This window comes from Nostoc piscinale CENA21, from assembly GCF_001298445.1.
In the GTDB taxonomy this organism is placed as follows: domain Bacteria; phylum Cyanobacteriota; class Cyanobacteriia; order Cyanobacteriales; family Nostocaceae; genus Nostoc_B; species Nostoc_B piscinale_A.
In genome coordinates this window covers 4,720,287-4,738,168 of record NZ_CP012036.1, presented here as the reverse complement: position 1 = coordinate 4,738,168, position 17,882 = coordinate 4,720,287, and the positions used below count along the sequence as shown (strand labels likewise).

Sequence of the window (17,882 nt, the reverse complement as noted above, 5' to 3'; positions counted from 1 at the left end):
ATTGCTGCTGTCGGGCGATCGCTCTGGAGAGAAACATGGAATAATATCTGTTGAGTTGGTGCGATCGCTAAAAATTTATTTACGCTTTTCTTGTCGCCATTTTTCTTTGACTAAGCGAATTTCATCAAAAGTATAAGCTGTACCCAGTTGTTCTTTCAGGGGTGTGAGAGGAATATCACCGAGAACTTCTAGCACTTGCCATATTTTTTGGTGATGTTCTAAAGGTACTATTTGATATAAGTCTACAGGCTGATTTTTCTCGATTAATCTTGCTAAATGACCAACAATTGTAGCTGGGCTAAGTTTGCGATGTTTGGCAATTTCAGCGACACTTAAACCTTGTTGATGTAAATGCAGTGTTTGTAATTCAGTCCCCGAAATTAAGCTGACTGAAGGTAGCACCTCAACATCAGAACTAACTGAATTTTTCGCATCACGGTAAGACCGAATTTCAGCTAAGAATTTTTCGCCATATTGGGCAAGTTTATGACTCCCTACACCAGACAACTTGCCAAATTCAACTAAGGTTTTAGGCTGTACCTGTGCCATCAATTTTAATGTCGAGTCATGAAAGATGACATAAGGTGGAACAGATTGTTCATCAGCCAATTGCTTACGCAGCGATCGCAACTTATATAATAGTTCTTCAGTCTCAGCAGCTTTGGGACTATCTTCGATTAAACTTAATTTTTGGGTTGCAGACACAGCAATTTCGACTTTGCGCTGTCGTCGCATCACTTCCCAACTGTGGGCGTTTAATTTTAAAACAGAGTAACCATCACTAGTTTGTTCAAGTAAACCTTGATGTAATAGCGATCGCCCTAACATTCGCCATTCTTCCACACTTCTATCTTTACCAATACCATAAGTAGATAATTTGTCGTGTTCGTATTGGGTAATCTTCTGATTTTTTGCCCCCCGCAACACATCAATAATATGTAGCATTCCAAATCTTTCTTTGCAACGCGCCACACAAGATAAAAACTTCATCGCTTCAATTGTCCAATCTTCCACAGGTTTGGGATGACGACAATTGTCACAGTTAGCGCAATTTCCCAGAAACCTTTCGCCAAAATAACTGAGTTGAATTGTCCGCCGACAATCTGTCCCCTCAGCATAATCAATCATTTGTCGCAGTTGTTGTTTAGCAATCAACTGTTCTTGAGCATCGGTTTTTTGATTAATACTCCATTCAATAGTTTTAATATCACCAAAACTAAAAAAGATTGTACAGCGTGATGGTTCACCATCTCTCCCCGCCCGCCCAGATTCTTGATAGTAGCTTTCTAAATTGCGGGGAATATCAAAATGAATTACTAGCCGGACATCGGGTTTATTAATTCCCATCCCAAAAGCAATAGTCGCCACCATCACCCGCGCATCATCTCGAATAAATCGCGTTTGATTATTGCTGCGTTCTTCGTCAGTTAATCCCGCATGATAAGGCAAAACTGAAACTTTATCATTTTGCAGTTTAAACGTTAATTCATCAACTTTTTTTGCGAGTTAAACAATAAACAATGCTGCGCCTTCAGTTTCTCGAATTAATTCTAATAATTCTGCGTAAGCATATTTAGTTTTAGGGCGGACTTCGTAATAAAGATTTTGGCGATTAAAACTCGCAATGTGAATACTAGGTTGCCTTAAACCAATTTGTTGAATGATATCAGAACGCACACGTTCGGTAGCTGTGGCGGTTAGCGCAATTGTCGGGACATTGGGATAACGCGATCGCAATGAGCGCAACTGACGGTATTCTGGACGAAAATCATGTCCCCACTCCGAAACACAGTGCGCTTCATCAATGGCAAAGGTAGAAATCCCGACTTGGTGATGTACTAAATCGAGAAAAGGCAAAAACCTTTCACTCATCAGCCGTTCCGGGGCGACATAGAGTAATCTTACCTTACCGTTAAGAATGGCTTCTTCCCGCGATCGCACCTGATAAGGATTCAAACTACTATTGAGAAACGTGGCGCTAATATTATTATTTCGCAGTGCTTCCACTTGGTCTTGCATCAACGCAATTAACGGCGATACCACCACCGTCAATCCCTTTTTGATCAACGCTGGTAACTGAAAACACAAAGACTTACCGCCACCAGTGGGCATAACTACCAGCAAATCTCGATTTTGTAGCGCATCTTCGATAATTTTTCGCTGTCCAGGACGGAAATTATCATAACCGAAGTGATATTTTAGCGCCTGTTCGAGATTGGGATACTGAAGCATAGCGATCGCTTTTTTTGGCTGCATTCTGCGTAGGTAGTAGATAACAAGATTATAAAAGCATAAAATCCTGTCTGTGGTGTGAATTAAAATATGTACAGGCATGACCCCAGCAAAACCTTACTAGGAGAAATCAAATTATGGTCAGTAGCCTGACAGAACTTTTAAACGAGCCAGAGTTATCTCAAATTGATGACCCAGAGGAAAAATTTACCACTACTGGCGTAAGCTGGCAAATGTATGAAGCATTACTAGCCAAACTAGAAGATAACTCTCATTACCGTATCACTTATATAGATGGAATATTAGAAATTGTGTCACCGTCTATCAGGCATGAAAATATAAAAAAAAACGTTTAGCTATTTTAATAGAACGCTATCTCTACTTAAAGCGAATCCGCTTCAGCCCAATGGGAAGTTCCACTGTTAAAAAACAACTCAAACAAGCTGGAGTTGAACCTGATGAATGCTACGCCATTGGTGAGAAAAAAAATATTCCAGACTTAGCTATAGAGGTAAATATTACGAGTGGTAGCCTGGATAAGTTAAAAATTTACCAACGTTTAGGAGTAGCCGAGGTTTGGACTTGGCAATTTAATCAACTCAAACTTTATCATTTACGCGAAGAAACACCATCGCAGTTTTTAGATACCCACGGTTACGAACAAATTACTGCAAGTGAAATATTACCTGAACTCAATATTGCTTTATTAGAACAATGCGTTCAGATTTCTGATGATATCGAAGCCATTGACCAATTTGAACAAGATGCGTAAGTTCTAATTAAAGATTGATTATTCGCGGTTTTTCACTTTTACGTGAGACAAAAATATTTCAGTGCGATCGCTTCGCATCAATCCTGATTCTTTCATGAATAAAATAAAGATGTACTCATAACTGAGGAACGGGATATCAATCATGCTAAATTACAATCCATTAGCTTGTTTGCCTTCATCTGAGGAATTACCAGACTCTGACGATACCCCCGTGGATAATGAATTACAAGATTTAATTCCCGGTTTACTCAAAGTCCTTTTGGCGATGGCTTGGCCAGAACGCATGGATTGGTTTTTTGGCGTAGATATGGGTATTTATTATGATCCAGATTTACCAGCGATCGTCCCAGATGGATTCCTGAGTCTGGGCGTAGAGAGATTTTATGATCAAAACCTCCGCCCCAGTTATGTGCTTTGGGAAGAGAAGAAACTACCATTATTAGTTCTGGAAGTAGTATCTCAGACATATCGTGGTGAATACTCAACTAAAAAAGCAGAGTACGCCAAGTTAGGGATTTTGTATTACGTGGTTTACAACCCATTTCGCCGCCGCAAGCCACGGTTAGAAGTTTATAAATTAGTTAATCATGCTTATGAATTACATGATGGTAATCCAGTTTGGCTACCAGAAATTGGTTTAGGAATTGGTATAGAACAGGGGACTTATCTTGGTATTCCCCGCGAGTGGATGTATTGGTATAACCAAGAAGGACAAAGGCTTTTAACACCAGAAGAACAAGCACAGCAAGCTCAACAACAAGCACAGCAAGCTCAACAACAAGCGCAACAAGCACAGCAACAAGCGCAATTATTACGAGAAAGATTAAGATCGCTCGGCGTAGATCCTGATTCTCTCACCTAAATTGCCGTCAAGATTCATCAACGAAGCTCAAAGATTCATTAATGGAGTTCAAAGACTCATTCACGAGTATTAAACACTCTCCTGCGAATATCAAACACTCGCCCACGAGTATTAAACACTCTCCCGCGAATATCAAAGACTCGTCCACGAGTATCAAAGACTCATTCACGAATATCAAACACTCTCCCGCGAATATCAAACACTCTCCCGCGAGTATCAAACACTCTCGCATGAGTATTAAACACTCGTCCACGAAGATAAAACACTCATTCACGAGTATCAAAAACTCATTACAGCAACTTCCATTTACTCAAACCACACACTCACCTTCCTCTCTGCGCCTCCGCGCCTTTGCGTGAGACAAAAATCTTCAAGAATTCCCCATCACCCTCTCAAGAATCGCCCGCACACTTTCAGCATCCGGTGACTGTAGTCGCTGCAAAATCTCTAAAGCTGGTTGCAAATAGGATATCGCTTTAGTGTATTCACCCTGCTGTTCTGCCAAACCTCCTAACCACCCCAGAGTAATTGCTTTGCCTTGGACATTACCAATGCGTTCAGTAATTTCCAAAGACCGATTGAAAAGTGCGATCGCTTCATCCACTTCCCCTTTGTTGGCGTAGATATATCCCAGTTCGTGCAAAGCTGCCGCTTTGCCTTGGACATTACCAATGCGTTCATTTATTTCCAAAGACTGATTGAAAAATGCGATCGCTTAATCCACTTCCCCTTTGTTGGCGTAGAGATTTCCCCGATTGTTCAACGTCGCCGCTTTGCCTTGGGCATCACCAACGCCTTCAAATATTTGCAAAGACTGATTAAAAAGTGCGATCGCTTCCTCCACTTCCCCTTTATTGGCGTAGATATATCCCAGTTGGTACAACGTCGTCGCTTTGCCTTGGACATCACCAATGCGTTCAATCTATTTCCAACGACTGATTGTAGAAGGCTATCGCTTGTTCTACTTCCCCTTTATTAGCGTAGATATATCCCAGTTGGTACAACGTCGTCGCTTTGCCTTGGACATTCACCAATGCGTTCAATTATTTCCAAAGACTGATTGTAGAGTGCGATCGCTTCATCCACTTCCCCTTTGTTGGCGTAGATATTCCAGACAGTGCAACGTCGCCGCTTTGCCTTGAACATTACCAATGCGTTCAGTTATTTCCAAAGACTGATTGAAAACTGTGATCGCTTAATCCACTTCCCCTTTGTTAGCGTAGATCATTCCCAGTTGGTGCAACGTCGCTGCTTTGCCTCGGACATCACCAATACGTTCAAATATTTCCAAAGACTGATTGAAAAGTGCGATCGCTTCATCCACTTCCCCTTTGTCGGCGTAAATATCTGCCAGATTGTACAACGTCACCGCTTTGCCGGTACAGCAGGCAGGAGGGAAGAGGAAGGCAGGGGGCAGGGGGCAGGGGGTAGGGGAGAAGGAATTTCTCAGTCCCTATCACCGCCGAAGCCCAAGAAGCAGCGTCAAGCTTATTTTCCTAACCCGAAGGTGCGGGCAACTCATGTGTGGGGAAAATTGACGAAGCGGTATCCTTTTTTTGAACAACAAAGTGCCGCAGATTGTGGTGCAGCTTGCTTGGTGATGGTGAGTCGCTATTGGGGTAAGCGTTTAAGTATTAATCGACTGCGAGAGTTAGCGAATGTGAGTCGTGGTGGTGCTTCCCTGAGAGGTTTGACAGCTGCTGCTGAGAGTGTGGGTTTTGCGACTCGTCCGGTGAAAGCGAGTTTAGATAAACTGGCACAACAAACTCTACCTGCGATCGCCCATTGGGAAGGTAAGCATTACGTAGTTGTTTATGAGATTACCAAAAAAAGGGTAATTATTGGTGATCCGGCGATCGGGCAACGCACTCTGACAGTCGGCGAATTTAAAGCTGGATGGACTGGTTACGCTTTATTACTCCAACCCACAACTTTACTCAAAGAAACTGAAGAAGAAAATCTGCAATTTTGGCAGTTTTTTGATTTAGTTAAACCCCATTGGCGAGTGCTGTTAGAAGTGTTCACTGCTTCGGTATTTATTCAGGTATTTGGATTAGTGACACCTTTATTTACGCAGTTACTTTTAGATAGAGTCATTGTTCAAGGAAGCAACCTGACATTAAATGCTGTGGGTTTAGGGTTACTGATTTTTGGATTATTCCGCGTTGCTATCAATGGACTGCGACAATATCTTTTAGACCACACAGCCAATCGGATTAGCTTATCTTTATTGGTAGGATTTATCAAACATACCTTTCGTTTACCTCTGGCATTTTTTGAATCACGTTATGTTGGTGATATTGTTTCTCGCGTCCAAGAAAATCAAAAAATTCAGCGTTTTTTGACTGGAGAAGCTTTATCAATCACTTTAGACTTACTGACAGTATTTATTTATGTCGGGTTGATGTTTTGGTACAGCCCATCAATGGCTTTACTCAGCTTATGTATTGTCCCACCGTTTATGCTGTTGGCGCTGGTGGCTACACCTTTTCTCCGCCGCATTAGTCGTGAAGTATTTACCGCCACTGCCAACGAAAACAGTTATTTAATTCAATCTCTCACGGGGATTCGTTCAATTCGCTCGATGTCCATTGAGCAAACAGTTCGTTGGCATTGGGAAGAACTCTTGAATAATTTGATTAAAAAGACATTTAGCGGGCAAATTGTCGGCAATCAACTGCAAATTTTTAGTGCCACAATTGAAACCGTGGTTAGTACAGGTTTATTGTGGTTTGGGGCATCATTGGTAATTCAACATCAACTGACAATCGGGCAATTAGTAGCTTTTAATATGCTTTTGGGTAATATTATTCGCCCTTTTCAAAGATTGGTGGTGTTGTGGAATCAAGTACAAGAAGTAATGATTGCGACTGAGCGCATTAATGATGTTTTAGAAGCCGAACCAGAAGAAGATTTACAACACCATCCCCGGCAGACTTTATCCAGATTGCAAGGACATATTAAGTTTGAAAATGTCACCTTTCGCTATCATCCAGATAGTGATATTAATGTCTTAGAAAATCTCAGTTTTGAAATTAAACCCCAACAAACCGTGGCTGTAGTAGGGCGGAGTGGTTCGGGCAAAACTACCTTATCTAAATTGATTTTGGGGTTATATCCGCCGACAGATGGTAAAGTTTTAGTTGACGCTCACGATGTGACTAGTATATCTTTGCGATCGCTGCGTTCTCAAATTGGAGTTGTTGATCAAGACACCTTTTTATTCGGCGGGACAATCCGCGAAAATATCAGCATTGCTCACCCCGAAGCTAACTTAGAAGAAATTATCCAAGCGGCGCGTTTAGCAGGTGCAGATGACTTCATTAAACAGTTACCAATGGGTTACGAAACTCAAATTGGTGAAGGTGGCGGCATGTTATCTGGTGGACAGCGACAAAGAATTGCGATCGCTCGTGCTTTATTAGGTAATCCGCGTTTATTATTATTAGATGAAGCCACCAGTCACCTCGACGCTGAATCTGAACGCATCATTCAAAATAACCTGACAACCATCCTCAAAGGACGCACAAGTTTAATCATTGCTCATCGCCTTTCCACCGTGCGTCACGCAGACTTAATTCTGGTATTAGATCGCGGCTTATTAGTTGAAAGTGGCACTCACGACGAATTAATTGCCAGAAAAGGTCATTATTTTTATCTCAACCAGCAACAACTGGCGCAAACATAGGACTTATCTCTTGTTCAGTGAAAGACTGATCATGAAGTCTGTAGGGGTATAGCGGTGTAAGGGGTTAGGGGTATAAGGGAAAGAATAAAAACGACCATGAAATAGTTATAAATTAGTACTCTTCTCCTACACCCCACACCCCTATACCCCTACACCCAATCTAAACAAATCCTGACCTTTATAAGTCCTAAATCAAATTGAGCATCTGGGAAATTTGCACATGAACAGTTAACAGTCAACAGTAAACTGTTGAATTACCTATGCCAAATTCTTATTCCGATTTCTCATCCATACTTACTCAACCACAGCAAAATGAACTTCGCCAGTTTGATGATTCTGATGTAGTTGTCGATGAATCAATCAAGACAACTGAAATTAATGATTGGTATTACGGTACAGAAGAACTTTTAGATGCTTTACCCAAGCTCTGGACACGTTCAATGTTGTACTTGCTAGTCGCCTTTGCAGCCATTGTGATCCCTTGGACAATGCTCGCTAAAGTAGACGAAACAGGCTCTGCTAGAGGACGTTTAGAACCCAAAGGTGCAACGCAAAAATTGGGCGTTCCGGTTACAGGTGCAGTCAAAGCCGTCAATGTCCAAGAAGGCGCGACGGTGAAAGCTGGACAGGTTTTGATGCAGTTAGACTCGGATGTGTTGCAAACAGATTTGCAACAAACACAAACGAAACTAGAAGGGTTAAACACTCGGCTATCACAGTTGGAATTACTCAAAAATCAACTGATGCTGGCGATTAACATTCAAGAACAACAAAACCAAGCCCAAGCCTTAGAAAAAGTTGCCCAAGTTAACCAAGCACAACAAAATCTCGATGCTAAAATCAGCAGCTATAACCTGCAAAGACTAGAAAAACTCGCCACTGTAGAACAGGCTAGACAGAAAATTAATTCCACACGGATTGACCAAAAATTAGCTCACAGTCGTTTTAATCGAGATGTATCAGAAGTTGACCGCTATCGTCAACTTTTAAACGAAGGTGCGATCGCGCAAGTTAAAGTAGTGGAATTAGAAAAAATTGCCGAAGAAAGTCAACGCTTGCGAGAACAAGCAAGCGCCGAACTCACACAATCAGAATTAAGTTTAAAGGAGGAAGTTACCCGCTATCAATCCATTATGAGTCAAGCTTGGGCAGATATTCAGCAAGCCAAACTGCGCCTAGAAGAACAGCAAAGTAGCTATCAAGGCGTAGTGCAAGCCGGGAGACTGGCGCTGCTGAAAAGCCAAGAACAACTCAAAGATATGCAGAACCAAATTACTACCCTGCAATCAGAAATTGCCCAAACCAAGAGTCAGATTACCTCACTCAAACTGCAATTACAGCAGCGTGTAGTGCGATCGCCAATTGATGGCACAATCTTTGAATTACCAGTCACCAAACCAGGCCCCGTAGTCGAAGCCGGACAAATCGTCGCCCAAATAGCACCTAAGAATAGTGAGTTGATTATCAAAGCCCAAATGCCCAGTCAACAAAGTGGCTTCTTGAAAGTCGGTATGCCTGTCAAAGTCAAATTTGATGCTTATCCCTTCCAAGATTATGGAGTTGTCCAAGGGCGCGTTCATTGGATTTCACCTAGCTCGAAAATCCAAACTGATAGCGAAGGCAAAGCCACTATCGAAACCTATGAATTGGATATTGTCTTAGATAAAAACTATATCCAAGCTGGTGATAAACGCATTATCTTAACACCTGGTCAAACAGCAAATGCTGAAGTAATTATTCGTCAGCGTCGTGTCATCGACTTTATCTTAGATCCATTTAAGAAATTGCAAAAAGGCGGATTAGAACTGTAATGATTATGGCTCCTTTGTTTTGAAATGTGAATAAAAGGGATAAGGGAGATAAGGAAAACAAGGGAGACAAGGCAGAGAGGATTTAGTATTGCTATAAAATCATGTATCTTGATTTTTAATAGGGTAGGCTTTGATAGTCTGCCCTAATTTTACTTTTCATTTTATGTGTGACATTTAGATACCCGACTTCTTCAAGAAGTCGGGTATCTGAATTTTTATGTCTAACAGAAAATATTAATTAGCAGGCGAAACTTCCACTAGATAGAGATAAGAAATACTCTTGCTAGCCAACATATATAGATATGCGATTAACTTCGATACGCCCCATAAAACACTAATCAGAATTAGTGGAGGAATTAATTATGGCAAAGCTATTAAATATTGCTGTGGAAGACATTATTGAATACATCAAATTGTCTTGTCAAGTTCCTAGTATATTAGATGCGATCGCCACTCAGAAAATTATTGCTGAAACAGTCGAAAAACTTGGAATTACCGTCGAAGTTGAAGAACTACAACAAGCCGCAGATAGTATGCGTTTGGCCAATAAACTCCTCAGAGCGGAAGACACTTGGGCTTGGCTAGAAAGATATCATCTTTCTTTAGATGATTTTGAAGAAATCGCTAAAGCCAATATTTTATCTACAAAATTAGCGAATCATTTATTTGCTGAAAAAGTCGAGCCTTATTTTTATGCTCGTCAATTTGAATATTATGCCGCAGCAATTTATGAAGTCATTTTTGATGATGAAGACTTAGCATTAGAGATATTTTATGCACTGCAAGAAGATGAAATCAGTTTTCAAGAAATTGCCCGTCAATATATCGAAAATCCTGAAATTCGTCGGGCTGGAGGTTATCAAGGAATCCGCACCCGCGCCGACTTAAGACCAGAAATCGCTGCTGCTGTGTTTGCTGCGACTCCGCCACAAATTATTAAGCCAATTGTCACACCCAAAGGAGTGCATATAATTGCTGTTGAGGAGATTATTCAACCGCAATTAAATGAGCAACTACGTCTGCAAATTATCGGAGAGTTTTTTAGCAACTGGTTACAACAACAAATTGCTAATTTAGAAATAGTGACAAAGCTCCCAAATAATTCTCCAACATCCCAAAATTTACCAAGACCTGCTTAATTATGAAATTTTTAAATCCCCGAGTTTTCAAAGAATTCGGGGATTTCTTGAAGAGTGTTATTAGAGGATGTATGAAAACTTTCTGGTGTTGTATTTAAGAATAATAGATCCTCCTAAAAAGGGGGGCTTGAAGAAAATTACCCCCTTTTTAAGGCTAGGGGGGATCTAGAGAAATATTTAATTTTTCTCAGACATCATCTTAGAATTACGCTAAAGAGAAAGGTGTATATATATCCGCAGAATTAGCATTTAAATAAGGGCGTTGTAATTCCACTTGGAATAGGGAAAATTGTTCGAGAATTGCTGTGAGGCGATGGGCTGGTGTTTCATCACCTTGCTCCCAAGCATCCAGCAAACCATTAGCGATAATTTGACAACGATGTGTCCCAAAACTTTCTTGTTCAGCAAATCTGCGGTTTGGTTCTTCTGCGATCGCTAACCCCGGTGCCATAAACTTAGTAAATAAAGGTACTTCCGGTTGAAAATAAGACTGACATTCGACATACACCCTCTCTAACACTGGATGAACTGCCTCATAATCTTTTTTATCAAAGTAAAATACTGCGGAATCGTAACGTTCGTAATCGGAAGGATTGTATAAGGCTTTCAATGAGAAAGGAATCTCTAGAAAATTGAGTTGCGTAGTCAAAGTCTGCATAACTGCAACCGCACCTTCGGGAGTGACATTAAAGTAAACACGCACCAATCTTTCTCGATTTGTGGCAGTTCCAGCGTTCGCCACCGCCATATAAAATCCATTCTGTACCAAATTTTTAGGCATTTTGATTGCAACATACTTACCCACAGTAGCAGATTGATGCTGGGGTAATAAATGACGACTGCGTTCAATATGCAGAGTTAAACCATCTTTTTGAACTGCCAAAGTATGATCAAGGTTTTCTTTGACTACCTGCCAATTGTAATACCAATAGCCATCGCCTTGATTGCTTTCGTGTAGGCGATCGTAAAAAGCCACATCCACACCAAGCAAAGTATTATTTTCCAAATTCTGATTTAAAGCTACAGTGTTAGTCTCTGTATTAGCAGCCAGAGAACTTTTTAAAGAGCCATTGTAATAAATGCCATAAAGAAAACCTCGCAATTGCATACTCAAGAATTTCTTTTTTAACGTCGCAGGTAATTGCTGAAAGCGGGAAATTGCTGATTCTGGCAGTTGCAATGGTTTGTAATTTGGATGCTTAATACAATAATCAGACTCAATTTCAATCTGAGAAATAATATCTTGTAGCGATGTCTGCAATGACTCAGGCATTTCTGCAAGTTGAGTGGCGACGGAATCTAGCATTTGCATAAAAGCTTACCTGTAATTGAAGAATTCAGAAGTCAGAATTCGGGAGTTAGGAAGCAGTTTTGATGAAGAAGTTTACAACCATGAATCAAAAAAGTATTTAACCTACTCCCCACTCCCTACTCCCAACTTCCCTTATTTCTCTAGAGATGGCTAATTCTGATATATGCTTGACGGTAAAAGTTCTAAAGCTTCTACACCAAAAATTGTTTTCATTGATGCTTGGGGACTACATAGCAAACTCTTAGCGACTTGTAGCATACAAATTCCAACATTTCCAAAAGTTTTTTCATGCTGGAGTCCGGCTTGAATGGCGATAATTAAAGCTAAACCGCAAAATTGCACAACTCTTTCTAAGAAATCTGGACGACGCTGCAAAATTTCTGGGAAATAAGCTAAATAAGTTGACATCAGCGCCGCAATCGAAGGCTGAAGTAATTCTAAGGGTGTTGTAGCAAGGCGTAATGACTCTTCAATAGCCATTGACTTACTAGTTGTCATACTATACAACCAAAATTGCAAATAGCTGGAAATCAGCATTCCTAAATCATGAGCTGGATCTCCCCAAGCTCCGCGTTCCCAGTCAATCAAACGAATTATACTTTCACCAGCGAAAGAGTTATTTGCAACAGCTTCTTCCCAATTTAAAGATAAAAGTAGATTGTTCAGTTTTAGGTCATGATGAGTCAGACAATAGCGGGTGTAAGAACGGCTCAATTCTGCGATCGCCTGCCCCAAACTATCGTAACGTTGATATAAGGCAAAAAATTTCAATCCCTCACTTGGAACTATGCCAAAAATTTCTGGGGTAATTCTATCTAGTCCTAAATTTAGATTGGGATTTTTGAGTGGCGATACTTGCTCGGTTTTTTGAAAGAATGCTTCATATTCTGGATGGTCAATTGTAGCACGATGAAGTGATGCCAAAGTTGCACCAATCACTTTCGCAATCTCAGTAGGAAAGACATTTTCTTTGAGATAGAAATCAGCCAAATCTCGATAGTTAGTCAAATAATTAAAAGCAATGATGGAATTTTCTCCATCAAAATGCACCGCTTCTGAACAATAAGCGTGAAGATGATTAATTTCTGGAAAAGTTTGTAAGAACTGATGCACTCTCCATTCGTCAACAAATTCTCCAGCCGTTTTTCCTTCTCGATTCAGGCGCTCTTGTTTCACTAAAAGTTGCCGATTATCGGGTAAAGTCACTAACAAGTTAAAGTTTTTCGCTGGTTTTAACTCAATCTTTGTTAATGACTGTTCTGCTTGAGAACAAAGTCCAACTGTAAGCAAGTATTCCAATACATTTTGAGAGCTTAATAAAAATGCCATAGTCTTAGATGTGGAGAGTTTTTGCAAAGATTAACTATGATTTCTATGATCACCGTCTCAATTGTGATGCAACAATTAAAATAACTTAAACACCGAATAGGTAGATTTAGGATGAGGAATTTTGAAGGATTTTGCTATTGATGAAATACTGTAGATTGCATAAGTAGATAGGACAAAATTCAAGAATATATAAGCAAAATTCAGAAGTTGCTGCAATTCCGATTCCCCACCATATATAAATAGAGAATCTAGTTCATTTACTTCAGTCAGGTAGCTGTCTAAGTCAAGAGGACTTAAATCAGTAATGATAATCTTGGCCATTTCATCATTCCCAGAACAGATATAGCTGACTCTCTTGGATTTGATTTTTACGTTCCAATCCATGAGAGCCATCTAGCAGAGTAGTAAAATAAACTTATTAGTAATCAGACTTACTAAATGATTTAGCTAGGCTAAAAATATGCTGAATAGCATAGACATCCACAAATCCCTCAATCAGTTTATTAAATACACTGATATAGGAATCAGAGCCATAACCGTAGTCATAAGAATTAGGGTTATTTCCACCGTATGCAGCACTCATGTCAACATCACTCAAATCATTAAGAAAGCTTTCAGAATCGTGGAATAGTTGAGAACCAGCAACATTTAGTTCCGAAAGAGTGATATTAGCCATAATTTTGTCCTCAAAGACTTGGTTGGAATCAGGTTTATTTTTAGGTAATGAAGCTGAACTGCACTTCATTGTTAGAGTGCTGACTCATATTAATTCTCTGTGATGTGGTATTTTATTTCAGCCTTCAGTTGGAGAAATACAGCCTGCATACCTACATGAATACCTGATAGTATCAAATGCAGGCTGATACATTACATTTTTACAGAGAATTAGTATTTAACTACAAAGCTATTAGTAGTAGCCGCCGTGGCTGAAGGATTTAGCTATGCCATAGACATGTTGAATAGCATAGACATCAACAAATCCTTCAATCAATTTATTGAATCCGTAAAAGTCGCTAATATAACTATTGGAGTTACTATCAGCACCATGTGCAGCGATCGCATCAACTTCGCTTAGTTCATTGAGAAAGCTTTCAGAATCTTGGAACAATTGAGAACCAACAGCATTTAATTCTGAAAGAGTGATATTCGCCATGATTTTATCCTCAAAAGCGATAATTTGTGCTGGGATTTAAGCTATCTTTCACATAAGAGAGAAAGATAGCTTAGTAGTAAATTACAAAGCTATTACTAGGCAGCAGAGATATAGTTGCCACCGTGGCTGAAGGATTTAGCTATGCCATAGATATGTTGGATAGCATAGACACCAACAAATCCTTCAATCAATTTATTGAATCCGTAAAAGTCGCTAACATAACTATTGGAGTTACTATCAGCACCATGTGTAGCGATCGCATCAACTTCGCTTAGTTCATTGAGAAAGCTTTCAGAATCTTGGAACAATTGAGAACCAGCAGCATTTAATTCTGAAAGAGTGATATTTGCCATGATTTTATCCTCAAAAGCTTGCTGACATTTGATAATTTGTGCCGGGATTTAAGCTATCTTTCGCTTAACTATAATGCGAAAGATAGCTTAGTAGTAAATTACAACGCTATTAGTAGGCAGAGTTACTGTAGCCGCCGTGGCTGAAGGATTTAGCTATGCCATAGACATGTTGAATAGCATAAACATCAACAAATCCTTCAATCAATTTATTGAATCCGTAAAAGTCGCTAATATAACTATTAGAGTTACTATCAGCACCATGTGTAGCGATCGCATCAACTTCGCTTAGTTCATTGAGAAAGCTTTCAGAATCTTGGAACAATTGAGAACCAGCAGCATTTAATTCCGAAAGAGTGATATTTGCCATGATTTTATCCTCAAAAGCTTACTGACATTTGATAATTTGTGCCGGGATTTAAGCTATCTTTCGCTTAACTATAATGCGAAAGATAGCTTAGTAGTAAATTACAGAAAGATAGCTTAGTAGTAAATTACAAAGCTATTAATAGGCGGAGACACCGTAGCCGCCGTGGCTGAAGGATTTAGCTATGCCATAGACATGTTGAATAGCATAAACATCAACAAATCCTTCAATCAACTTATTTAATCCAAAGCCGTCGTAACCATAGCCATAGCCATAGCCAGAACCACCAGCGATCGCATCAACATCGCTGAGGTCATTCAAAAAGCTTTCGGAATCTTGGAACAATTGAGAACCAGCAGCATTTAATTCCGAAAGAGTGATATTAGCCATTATTTACTCCTAATACAGTTGCTTGTCGTCAAGTAGTTTTTGCAGGCAATTAAGCTTTGTTTGGCTTAACTGTTACTGCCATTTTTATTTAGGCAAACTGTAAAAGTCAACGCTGAAAATGCCATTCAAAAGACATAAATAAATGTCTTACGTCTATTAAGAATATTAGTGAGATATATTGGCTTGTCTGAAATAGGAATAATTTGCATAGCAAGTCATAATTCAAAAATTATAAATGCTAAAGCCTGCTGTATTGCTCTTGAATTATATTTCGATAAATAATTAAAACCTGCTTAGAATGGTAGTAAATGATTTATCAACAAAAAATCCCCAACTTATCAAATAAGTTGGGGATATACAGCAGTTTGTATATTTATAGAGACTTTATATGTAACATCTCTACATGATTTTGGGTTTTAAGCTTGTGCTTCATTTACCCACAATACGCTGTAAGTCTATCAATTTTTTATCAATGCGCTAATTATTGAAACAGAAAATCGTGCGCTTTCAGACTAATACAAGTCATAGCACACGATCATCAAGAATAAATGAGCTACTAGCATGTTGATATCAATTCACCCAAAATCAATAATCAGTGTAGTAACCTCCATACCGTGATCTTTGACCATAGCGGTTGTTAGGTTGTTGTTGTTGTTGTTGCAAGTTAGAAATTGTTTGTTCTAGTTCTACTGACACATCCCGCAGAATACTATTAATATTTTGCTGCGTTTTTATGAGGTCGTTCGTGTCAATTGTGATAAAACTTGAGCTTGCACCTGCTTCCACCTTTGTGGCTTCTCCAGCAGTTAGTTCAGTAATATACTGTTCATCACTACTAGGATAAAGGTCTGAGATAGTTATCCTTGCCATTTCTTTACCTCCACAAATCTGGTGATATTAATTAACGCTGCACAACATCTAAAATGTCTCTCTTATATTCTGTATACACATTAAAAAAATTCAAGATTTTTGAGCTGATTTTTTAGACACAATTCAAGGAGTTCCGTCTATAAAAGCTCAAAATTAATTGTGGTGTAAGTTGTTAAGTCTAGAGTATAGCAGTCCTGTTTGGTATGTGAACAAGGAAGACAAGGTAGACAAAGGGACAAAAAAGAGAGATGTTTATTTAAACACCTACCCATCCGCGCGATCGCCAAAACTGCCAAAATTAATTCAACACCAAATTTGTAACACCCTACCTTGTAATTCTTGCCCCAACCAAGGTGTATTACTCGAAAGTGTATGTAAATTTTTCCTTTCTATTTTCCATGTTTGCGAAGGATCAAACAAAGTTAATTCAGCCTTTTGATTAGCCGTCAATGTACTTAATTCCTGTGCCAAACATTTTGCGGGATTAGTGCTTAAAGCTTGCCACAATTCTAAAGCTGTAAATTCTCCAGTTACCACCAGATTTTGCCACAACAAAGGTAGAGCTAATTCTAAACCAACTGCTCCTGCTGGTGCTTCGGCAAAAGCCTGGACTTTTTCTTCATAAGTATAAGCTGCGTGGTCGATCGCGATCGCATCAATTACCCCCGTGCGGACACCCTCACGCAAAGCTTTTAAATCGCTAGGATTACCCAAAGGCGGAGCTAAATGCAAACTGGTATCGTAACTTTGAATAGATGTAGTGTCCAATAACAAGTGCATCCAAGTAGTGCTGGCGGTGATGGGTAAACCAGCAGCCTTAGCAGCCGCGATTAATTCCACACTCCGCGCCGTAGAGACACGCATAATATGAACTTGCAAATTACCAGTCGCCGCCACTAATTCTAACAAAGAGGCGATCGCAGTTGTTTCGGCACTGGCAGGAACTGGTGGTAAACCAAAACGCAACGCATCTACCCCTTCACGCATGACCCCATTAGAGGTAAGCTGGCGATCGCAAGGCCAAAAAGCTACAGGTTTACCCAACGGCTGTACATATTCCAGCACTCGCCGCACCAACCCCAAATTATCCAACGGATGACTATCAGTAAAACCCACCACTCCCGCAGCCGCCAAATCAGCCAACTCCGTCATCTGCTTTCCCGCCACATCTAAAGTAACTGCACCCCAAATATTAAGCAGGGGAGCAGAGGAGCAGGGGAGCAGGGGAGATGCGCTTCTCATCTTCTGCAACTGCGCCACCAGCGCCGGATGATCAATAGCTGGAGATGTATCCGGTAAAATTCCAATTCTGGTAAAGCCGCCAGCCGCAGCCGCTTGCAACAAAGAAGATAAAGTTTCTCTGTCTTCAAACCCTGGTTCGCCAGAGTGACTATATAAATCTACTAACCCAGTTCCTAAAACTAATCCCTGACAGTCTCTAACTTGAGTATCAGTACCAATTTCCGAAATTTGTGCAGCTACAGCTTGAATATGACCATCAGCTATCAAAACATCTGCTATTTGGTCAGTGCCAGCAACCGGATCAATTACTCGTACTTGTTGTAAAAGTTCAGTCATAAAAATCATACTTTGGGAGTGACAAGTCA

At 40.0% G+C, this 17,882-nt stretch carries 18 protein-coding genes and 2 pseudogenes; 5 read left to right on the top strand and 15 right to left on the bottom strand.

Going from position 1 to position 17,882, the window contains the following annotated elements:
- Window positions 1–75: 75 nt before the first annotated feature.
- A pseudogene (gene recQ, locus ACX27_RS20360) lies at window positions 76–2,232 on the bottom strand (DNA helicase RecQ).
- A 137-nt stretch (window positions 2,233–2,369) separates the two neighbouring features.
- On the opposite strand from recQ, the pseudogene ACX27_RS20355 reads away from it, so the two are divergent.
- Window positions 2,370–3,004 (top strand): annotated as a pseudogene (locus ACX27_RS20355) (Uma2 family endonuclease).
- A gap of 18 nt (window positions 3,005–3,022) precedes the next feature.
- Here the strand turns inward: ACX27_RS20355 and ACX27_RS34940 are convergent.
- Entirely contained in the window at window positions 3,023–3,148 is a 126-nt protein-coding gene (locus ACX27_RS34940; protein ID WP_256364348.1) for a hypothetical protein, read from the bottom strand.
- Here ACX27_RS34940 and ACX27_RS20350 point away from each other — a divergent pair.
- Window positions 3,147–3,866 (top strand): Uma2 family endonuclease, encoded by a 720-nt coding sequence (locus ACX27_RS20350; protein ID WP_062295188.1) that lies wholly within the window; start codon window positions 3,147–3,149, stop codon window positions 3,864–3,866. The two genes, ACX27_RS34940 and ACX27_RS20350, sit on opposite strands and share 2 nt — an antisense overlap.
- A 370-nt stretch (window positions 3,867–4,236) precedes the next feature.
- Here the strand turns inward: ACX27_RS20350 and ACX27_RS34105 are convergent, their stop codons facing one another.
- From ACX27_RS34105 to ACX27_RS34095, 4 genes are read right to left on the bottom strand one after another with little or no spacing between them, the layout of a single operon-like run.
- Window positions 4,237–4,557: a tetratricopeptide repeat protein gene (locus ACX27_RS34105; RefSeq protein WP_235526286.1), complete on the bottom strand. Its 321-nt coding sequence runs from the start codon at window positions 4,555–4,557 to the stop codon at window positions 4,237–4,239.
- A gap of 24 nt (window positions 4,558–4,581) precedes the next feature.
- A complete protein-coding gene (locus ACX27_RS34100; protein WP_235526285.1) occupies window positions 4,582–4,749 on the bottom strand; it encodes a tetratricopeptide repeat protein in 168 nt (55 codons plus the stop codon).
- 34 nt (window positions 4,750–4,783) lie between these two features.
- Complete coding sequence (locus ACX27_RS31085) at window positions 4,784–4,870, bottom strand: tetratricopeptide repeat protein (protein ID WP_235526685.1); 87 nt, start codon at window positions 4,868–4,870, stop codon at window positions 4,784–4,786.
- Complete coding sequence (locus ACX27_RS34095) at window positions 4,842–5,012, bottom strand: tetratricopeptide repeat protein (protein ID WP_235526706.1); 171 nt, start codon at window positions 5,010–5,012, stop codon at window positions 4,842–4,844. The genes ACX27_RS31085 and ACX27_RS34095 overlap by 29 nt, the downstream gene beginning before the upstream one ends.
- Between ACX27_RS34095 and ACX27_RS20340 the strand changes: the two genes are divergently transcribed.
- The 3 genes from ACX27_RS20340 (at window position 5,005) to ACX27_RS20330 (ending at window position 10,504) form a co-directional block, all read left to right on the top strand.
- Window positions 5,005–7,554, top strand: a complete 2,550-nt coding sequence (locus ACX27_RS20340; RefSeq protein WP_470381961.1) for a peptidase domain-containing ABC transporter — start codon at window positions 5,005–5,007, stop codon at window positions 7,552–7,554. The two genes, ACX27_RS34095 and ACX27_RS20340, sit on opposite strands and share 8 nt — an antisense overlap.
- A gap of 260 nt (window positions 7,555–7,814) precedes the next feature.
- On the top strand, window positions 7,815–9,365 hold the full coding sequence (locus ACX27_RS20335) for a beta-barrel domain-containing protein (protein WP_062295187.1): 1,551 nt from the start codon (window positions 7,815–7,817) through the stop codon (window positions 9,363–9,365).
- A 362-nt stretch (window positions 9,366–9,727) separates the two neighbouring features.
- Window positions 9,728–10,504, top strand: coding sequence for a peptidylprolyl isomerase (locus ACX27_RS20330; protein WP_062295186.1), 777 nt, complete (start codon window positions 9,728–9,730; stop codon window positions 10,502–10,504).
- A 205-nt stretch (window positions 10,505–10,709) separates the two neighbouring features.
- Here ACX27_RS20330 and ACX27_RS20325 read toward each other — a convergent pair whose 3' ends face one another.
- The 9 genes from ACX27_RS20325 to ACX27_RS20280 all read right to left on the bottom strand — a co-directional run bounded on the left by ACX27_RS20325 (window position 10,710) and on the right by ACX27_RS20280 (window position 17,853).
- Complete coding sequence (locus tag ACX27_RS20325) at window positions 10,710–11,816, bottom strand: T3SS effector HopA1 family protein (RefSeq protein WP_062295185.1); 1,107 nt, start codon at window positions 11,814–11,816, stop codon at window positions 10,710–10,712.
- Between the two features lie 150 nt (window positions 11,817–11,966).
- Complete coding sequence (locus tag ACX27_RS20320; RefSeq protein WP_062295184.1) at window positions 11,967–13,145, bottom strand: phosphotransferase; 1,179 nt, start codon at window positions 13,143–13,145, stop codon at window positions 11,967–11,969.
- A 418-nt stretch (window positions 13,146–13,563) separates the two neighbouring features.
- Window positions 13,564–13,821 carry a hypothetical protein gene (locus tag ACX27_RS20310; protein WP_062298452.1) on the bottom strand — a complete coding sequence of 86 codons (258 nt, stop codon included), beginning with the start codon at window positions 13,819–13,821 and terminating at the stop codon, window positions 13,564–13,566.
- 231 nt (window positions 13,822–14,052) lie between these two features.
- A complete protein-coding gene (locus tag ACX27_RS20305) occupies window positions 14,053–14,298 on the bottom strand; it encodes a hypothetical protein (RefSeq protein WP_062295182.1) in 246 nt (81 codons plus the stop codon).
- Between the two features lie 95 nt (window positions 14,299–14,393).
- Window positions 14,394–14,651: a hypothetical protein gene (locus tag ACX27_RS20300; protein WP_062295181.1), complete on the bottom strand. Its 258-nt coding sequence runs from the start codon at window positions 14,649–14,651 to the stop codon at window positions 14,394–14,396.
- A 109-nt stretch (window positions 14,652–14,760) separates the two neighbouring features.
- Window positions 14,761–15,018 carry a hypothetical protein gene (locus tag ACX27_RS20295; RefSeq protein WP_062295180.1) on the bottom strand — a complete coding sequence of 86 codons (258 nt, stop codon included), beginning with the start codon at window positions 15,016–15,018 and terminating at the stop codon, window positions 14,761–14,763.
- A 135-nt stretch (window positions 15,019–15,153) separates the two neighbouring features.
- A complete protein-coding gene (locus ACX27_RS20290) occupies window positions 15,154–15,405 on the bottom strand; it encodes a hypothetical protein (protein WP_062295179.1) in 252 nt (83 codons plus the stop codon).
- Window positions 15,406–15,990: 585 nt separating this feature from the next.
- Window positions 15,991–16,275, bottom strand: a complete 285-nt coding sequence (locus ACX27_RS20285; protein WP_062295178.1) for a hypothetical protein — start codon at window positions 16,273–16,275, stop codon at window positions 15,991–15,993.
- Between the two features lie 303 nt (window positions 16,276–16,578).
- The gene (locus tag ACX27_RS20280; protein WP_062295177.1) at window positions 16,579–17,853 is read right to left on the bottom strand and encodes a dihydroorotase; all 1,275 of its coding nucleotides are present in this window, start codon (window positions 17,851–17,853) and stop codon (window positions 16,579–16,581) included.
- Window positions 17,854–17,882 lie beyond the last annotated feature (29 nt).

Excerpts from the sequence above, each read along its gene's own strand:
- ACX27_RS20280 (WP_062295177.1), bottom strand. The coding sequence starts at position 17,853 with ATGACTGAACTTTTACAACAAGTACGAGTAATTGATCCGGTTGCTGGC.
- ACX27_RS20350 (WP_062295188.1), top strand. The coding sequence starts at position 3,147 with ATGCTAAATTACAATCCATTAGCTTGTTTGCCTTCATCTGAGGAATTA.
- ACX27_RS20335 (WP_062295187.1), top strand. The coding sequence starts at position 7,815 with ATGCCAAATTCTTATTCCGATTTCTCATCCATACTTACTCAACCACAG.
- ACX27_RS20300 (WP_062295181.1), bottom strand. The coding sequence starts at position 14,651 with ATGGCAAATATCACTCTTTCAGAATTAAATGCTGCTGGTTCTCAATTG.
- ACX27_RS20305 (WP_062295182.1), bottom strand. The coding sequence starts at position 14,298 with ATGGCGAATATCACTCTTTCAGAATTAAATGCTGTTGGTTCTCAATTG.
- ACX27_RS20290 (WP_062295179.1), bottom strand. The coding sequence starts at position 15,405 with ATGGCTAATATCACTCTTTCGGAATTAAATGCTGCTGGTTCTCAATTG.
- ACX27_RS20310 (WP_062298452.1), bottom strand. The coding sequence starts at position 13,821 with ATGGCTAATATCACTCTTTCGGAACTAAATGTTGCTGGTTCTCAACTA.
- ACX27_RS20320 (WP_062295184.1), bottom strand. The coding sequence starts at position 13,145 with ATGGCATTTTTATTAAGCTCTCAAAATGTATTGGAATACTTGCTTACA.
- ACX27_RS20330 (WP_062295186.1), top strand. The coding sequence starts at position 9,728 with ATGGCAAAGCTATTAAATATTGCTGTGGAAGACATTATTGAATACATC.
- ACX27_RS20325 (WP_062295185.1), bottom strand. The coding sequence starts at position 11,816 with ATGCAAATGCTAGATTCCGTCGCCACTCAACTTGCAGAAATGCCTGAG.
- ACX27_RS20285 (WP_062295178.1), bottom strand. The coding sequence starts at position 16,275 with ATGGCAAGGATAACTATCTCAGACCTTTATCCTAGTAGTGATGAACAG.
- ACX27_RS34095 (WP_235526706.1), bottom strand. The coding sequence starts at position 5,012 with ATGTTCAAGGCAAAGCGGCGACGTTGCACTGTCTGGAATATCTACGCC.
- ACX27_RS20295 (WP_062295180.1), bottom strand. The coding sequence starts at position 15,018 with ATGGCAAATATCACTCTTTCGGAATTAAATGCTGCTGGTTCTCAATTG.
- ACX27_RS34940 (WP_256364348.1), bottom strand. The coding sequence starts at position 3,148 with ATGATTGATATCCCGTTCCTCAGTTATGAGTACATCTTTATTTTATTC.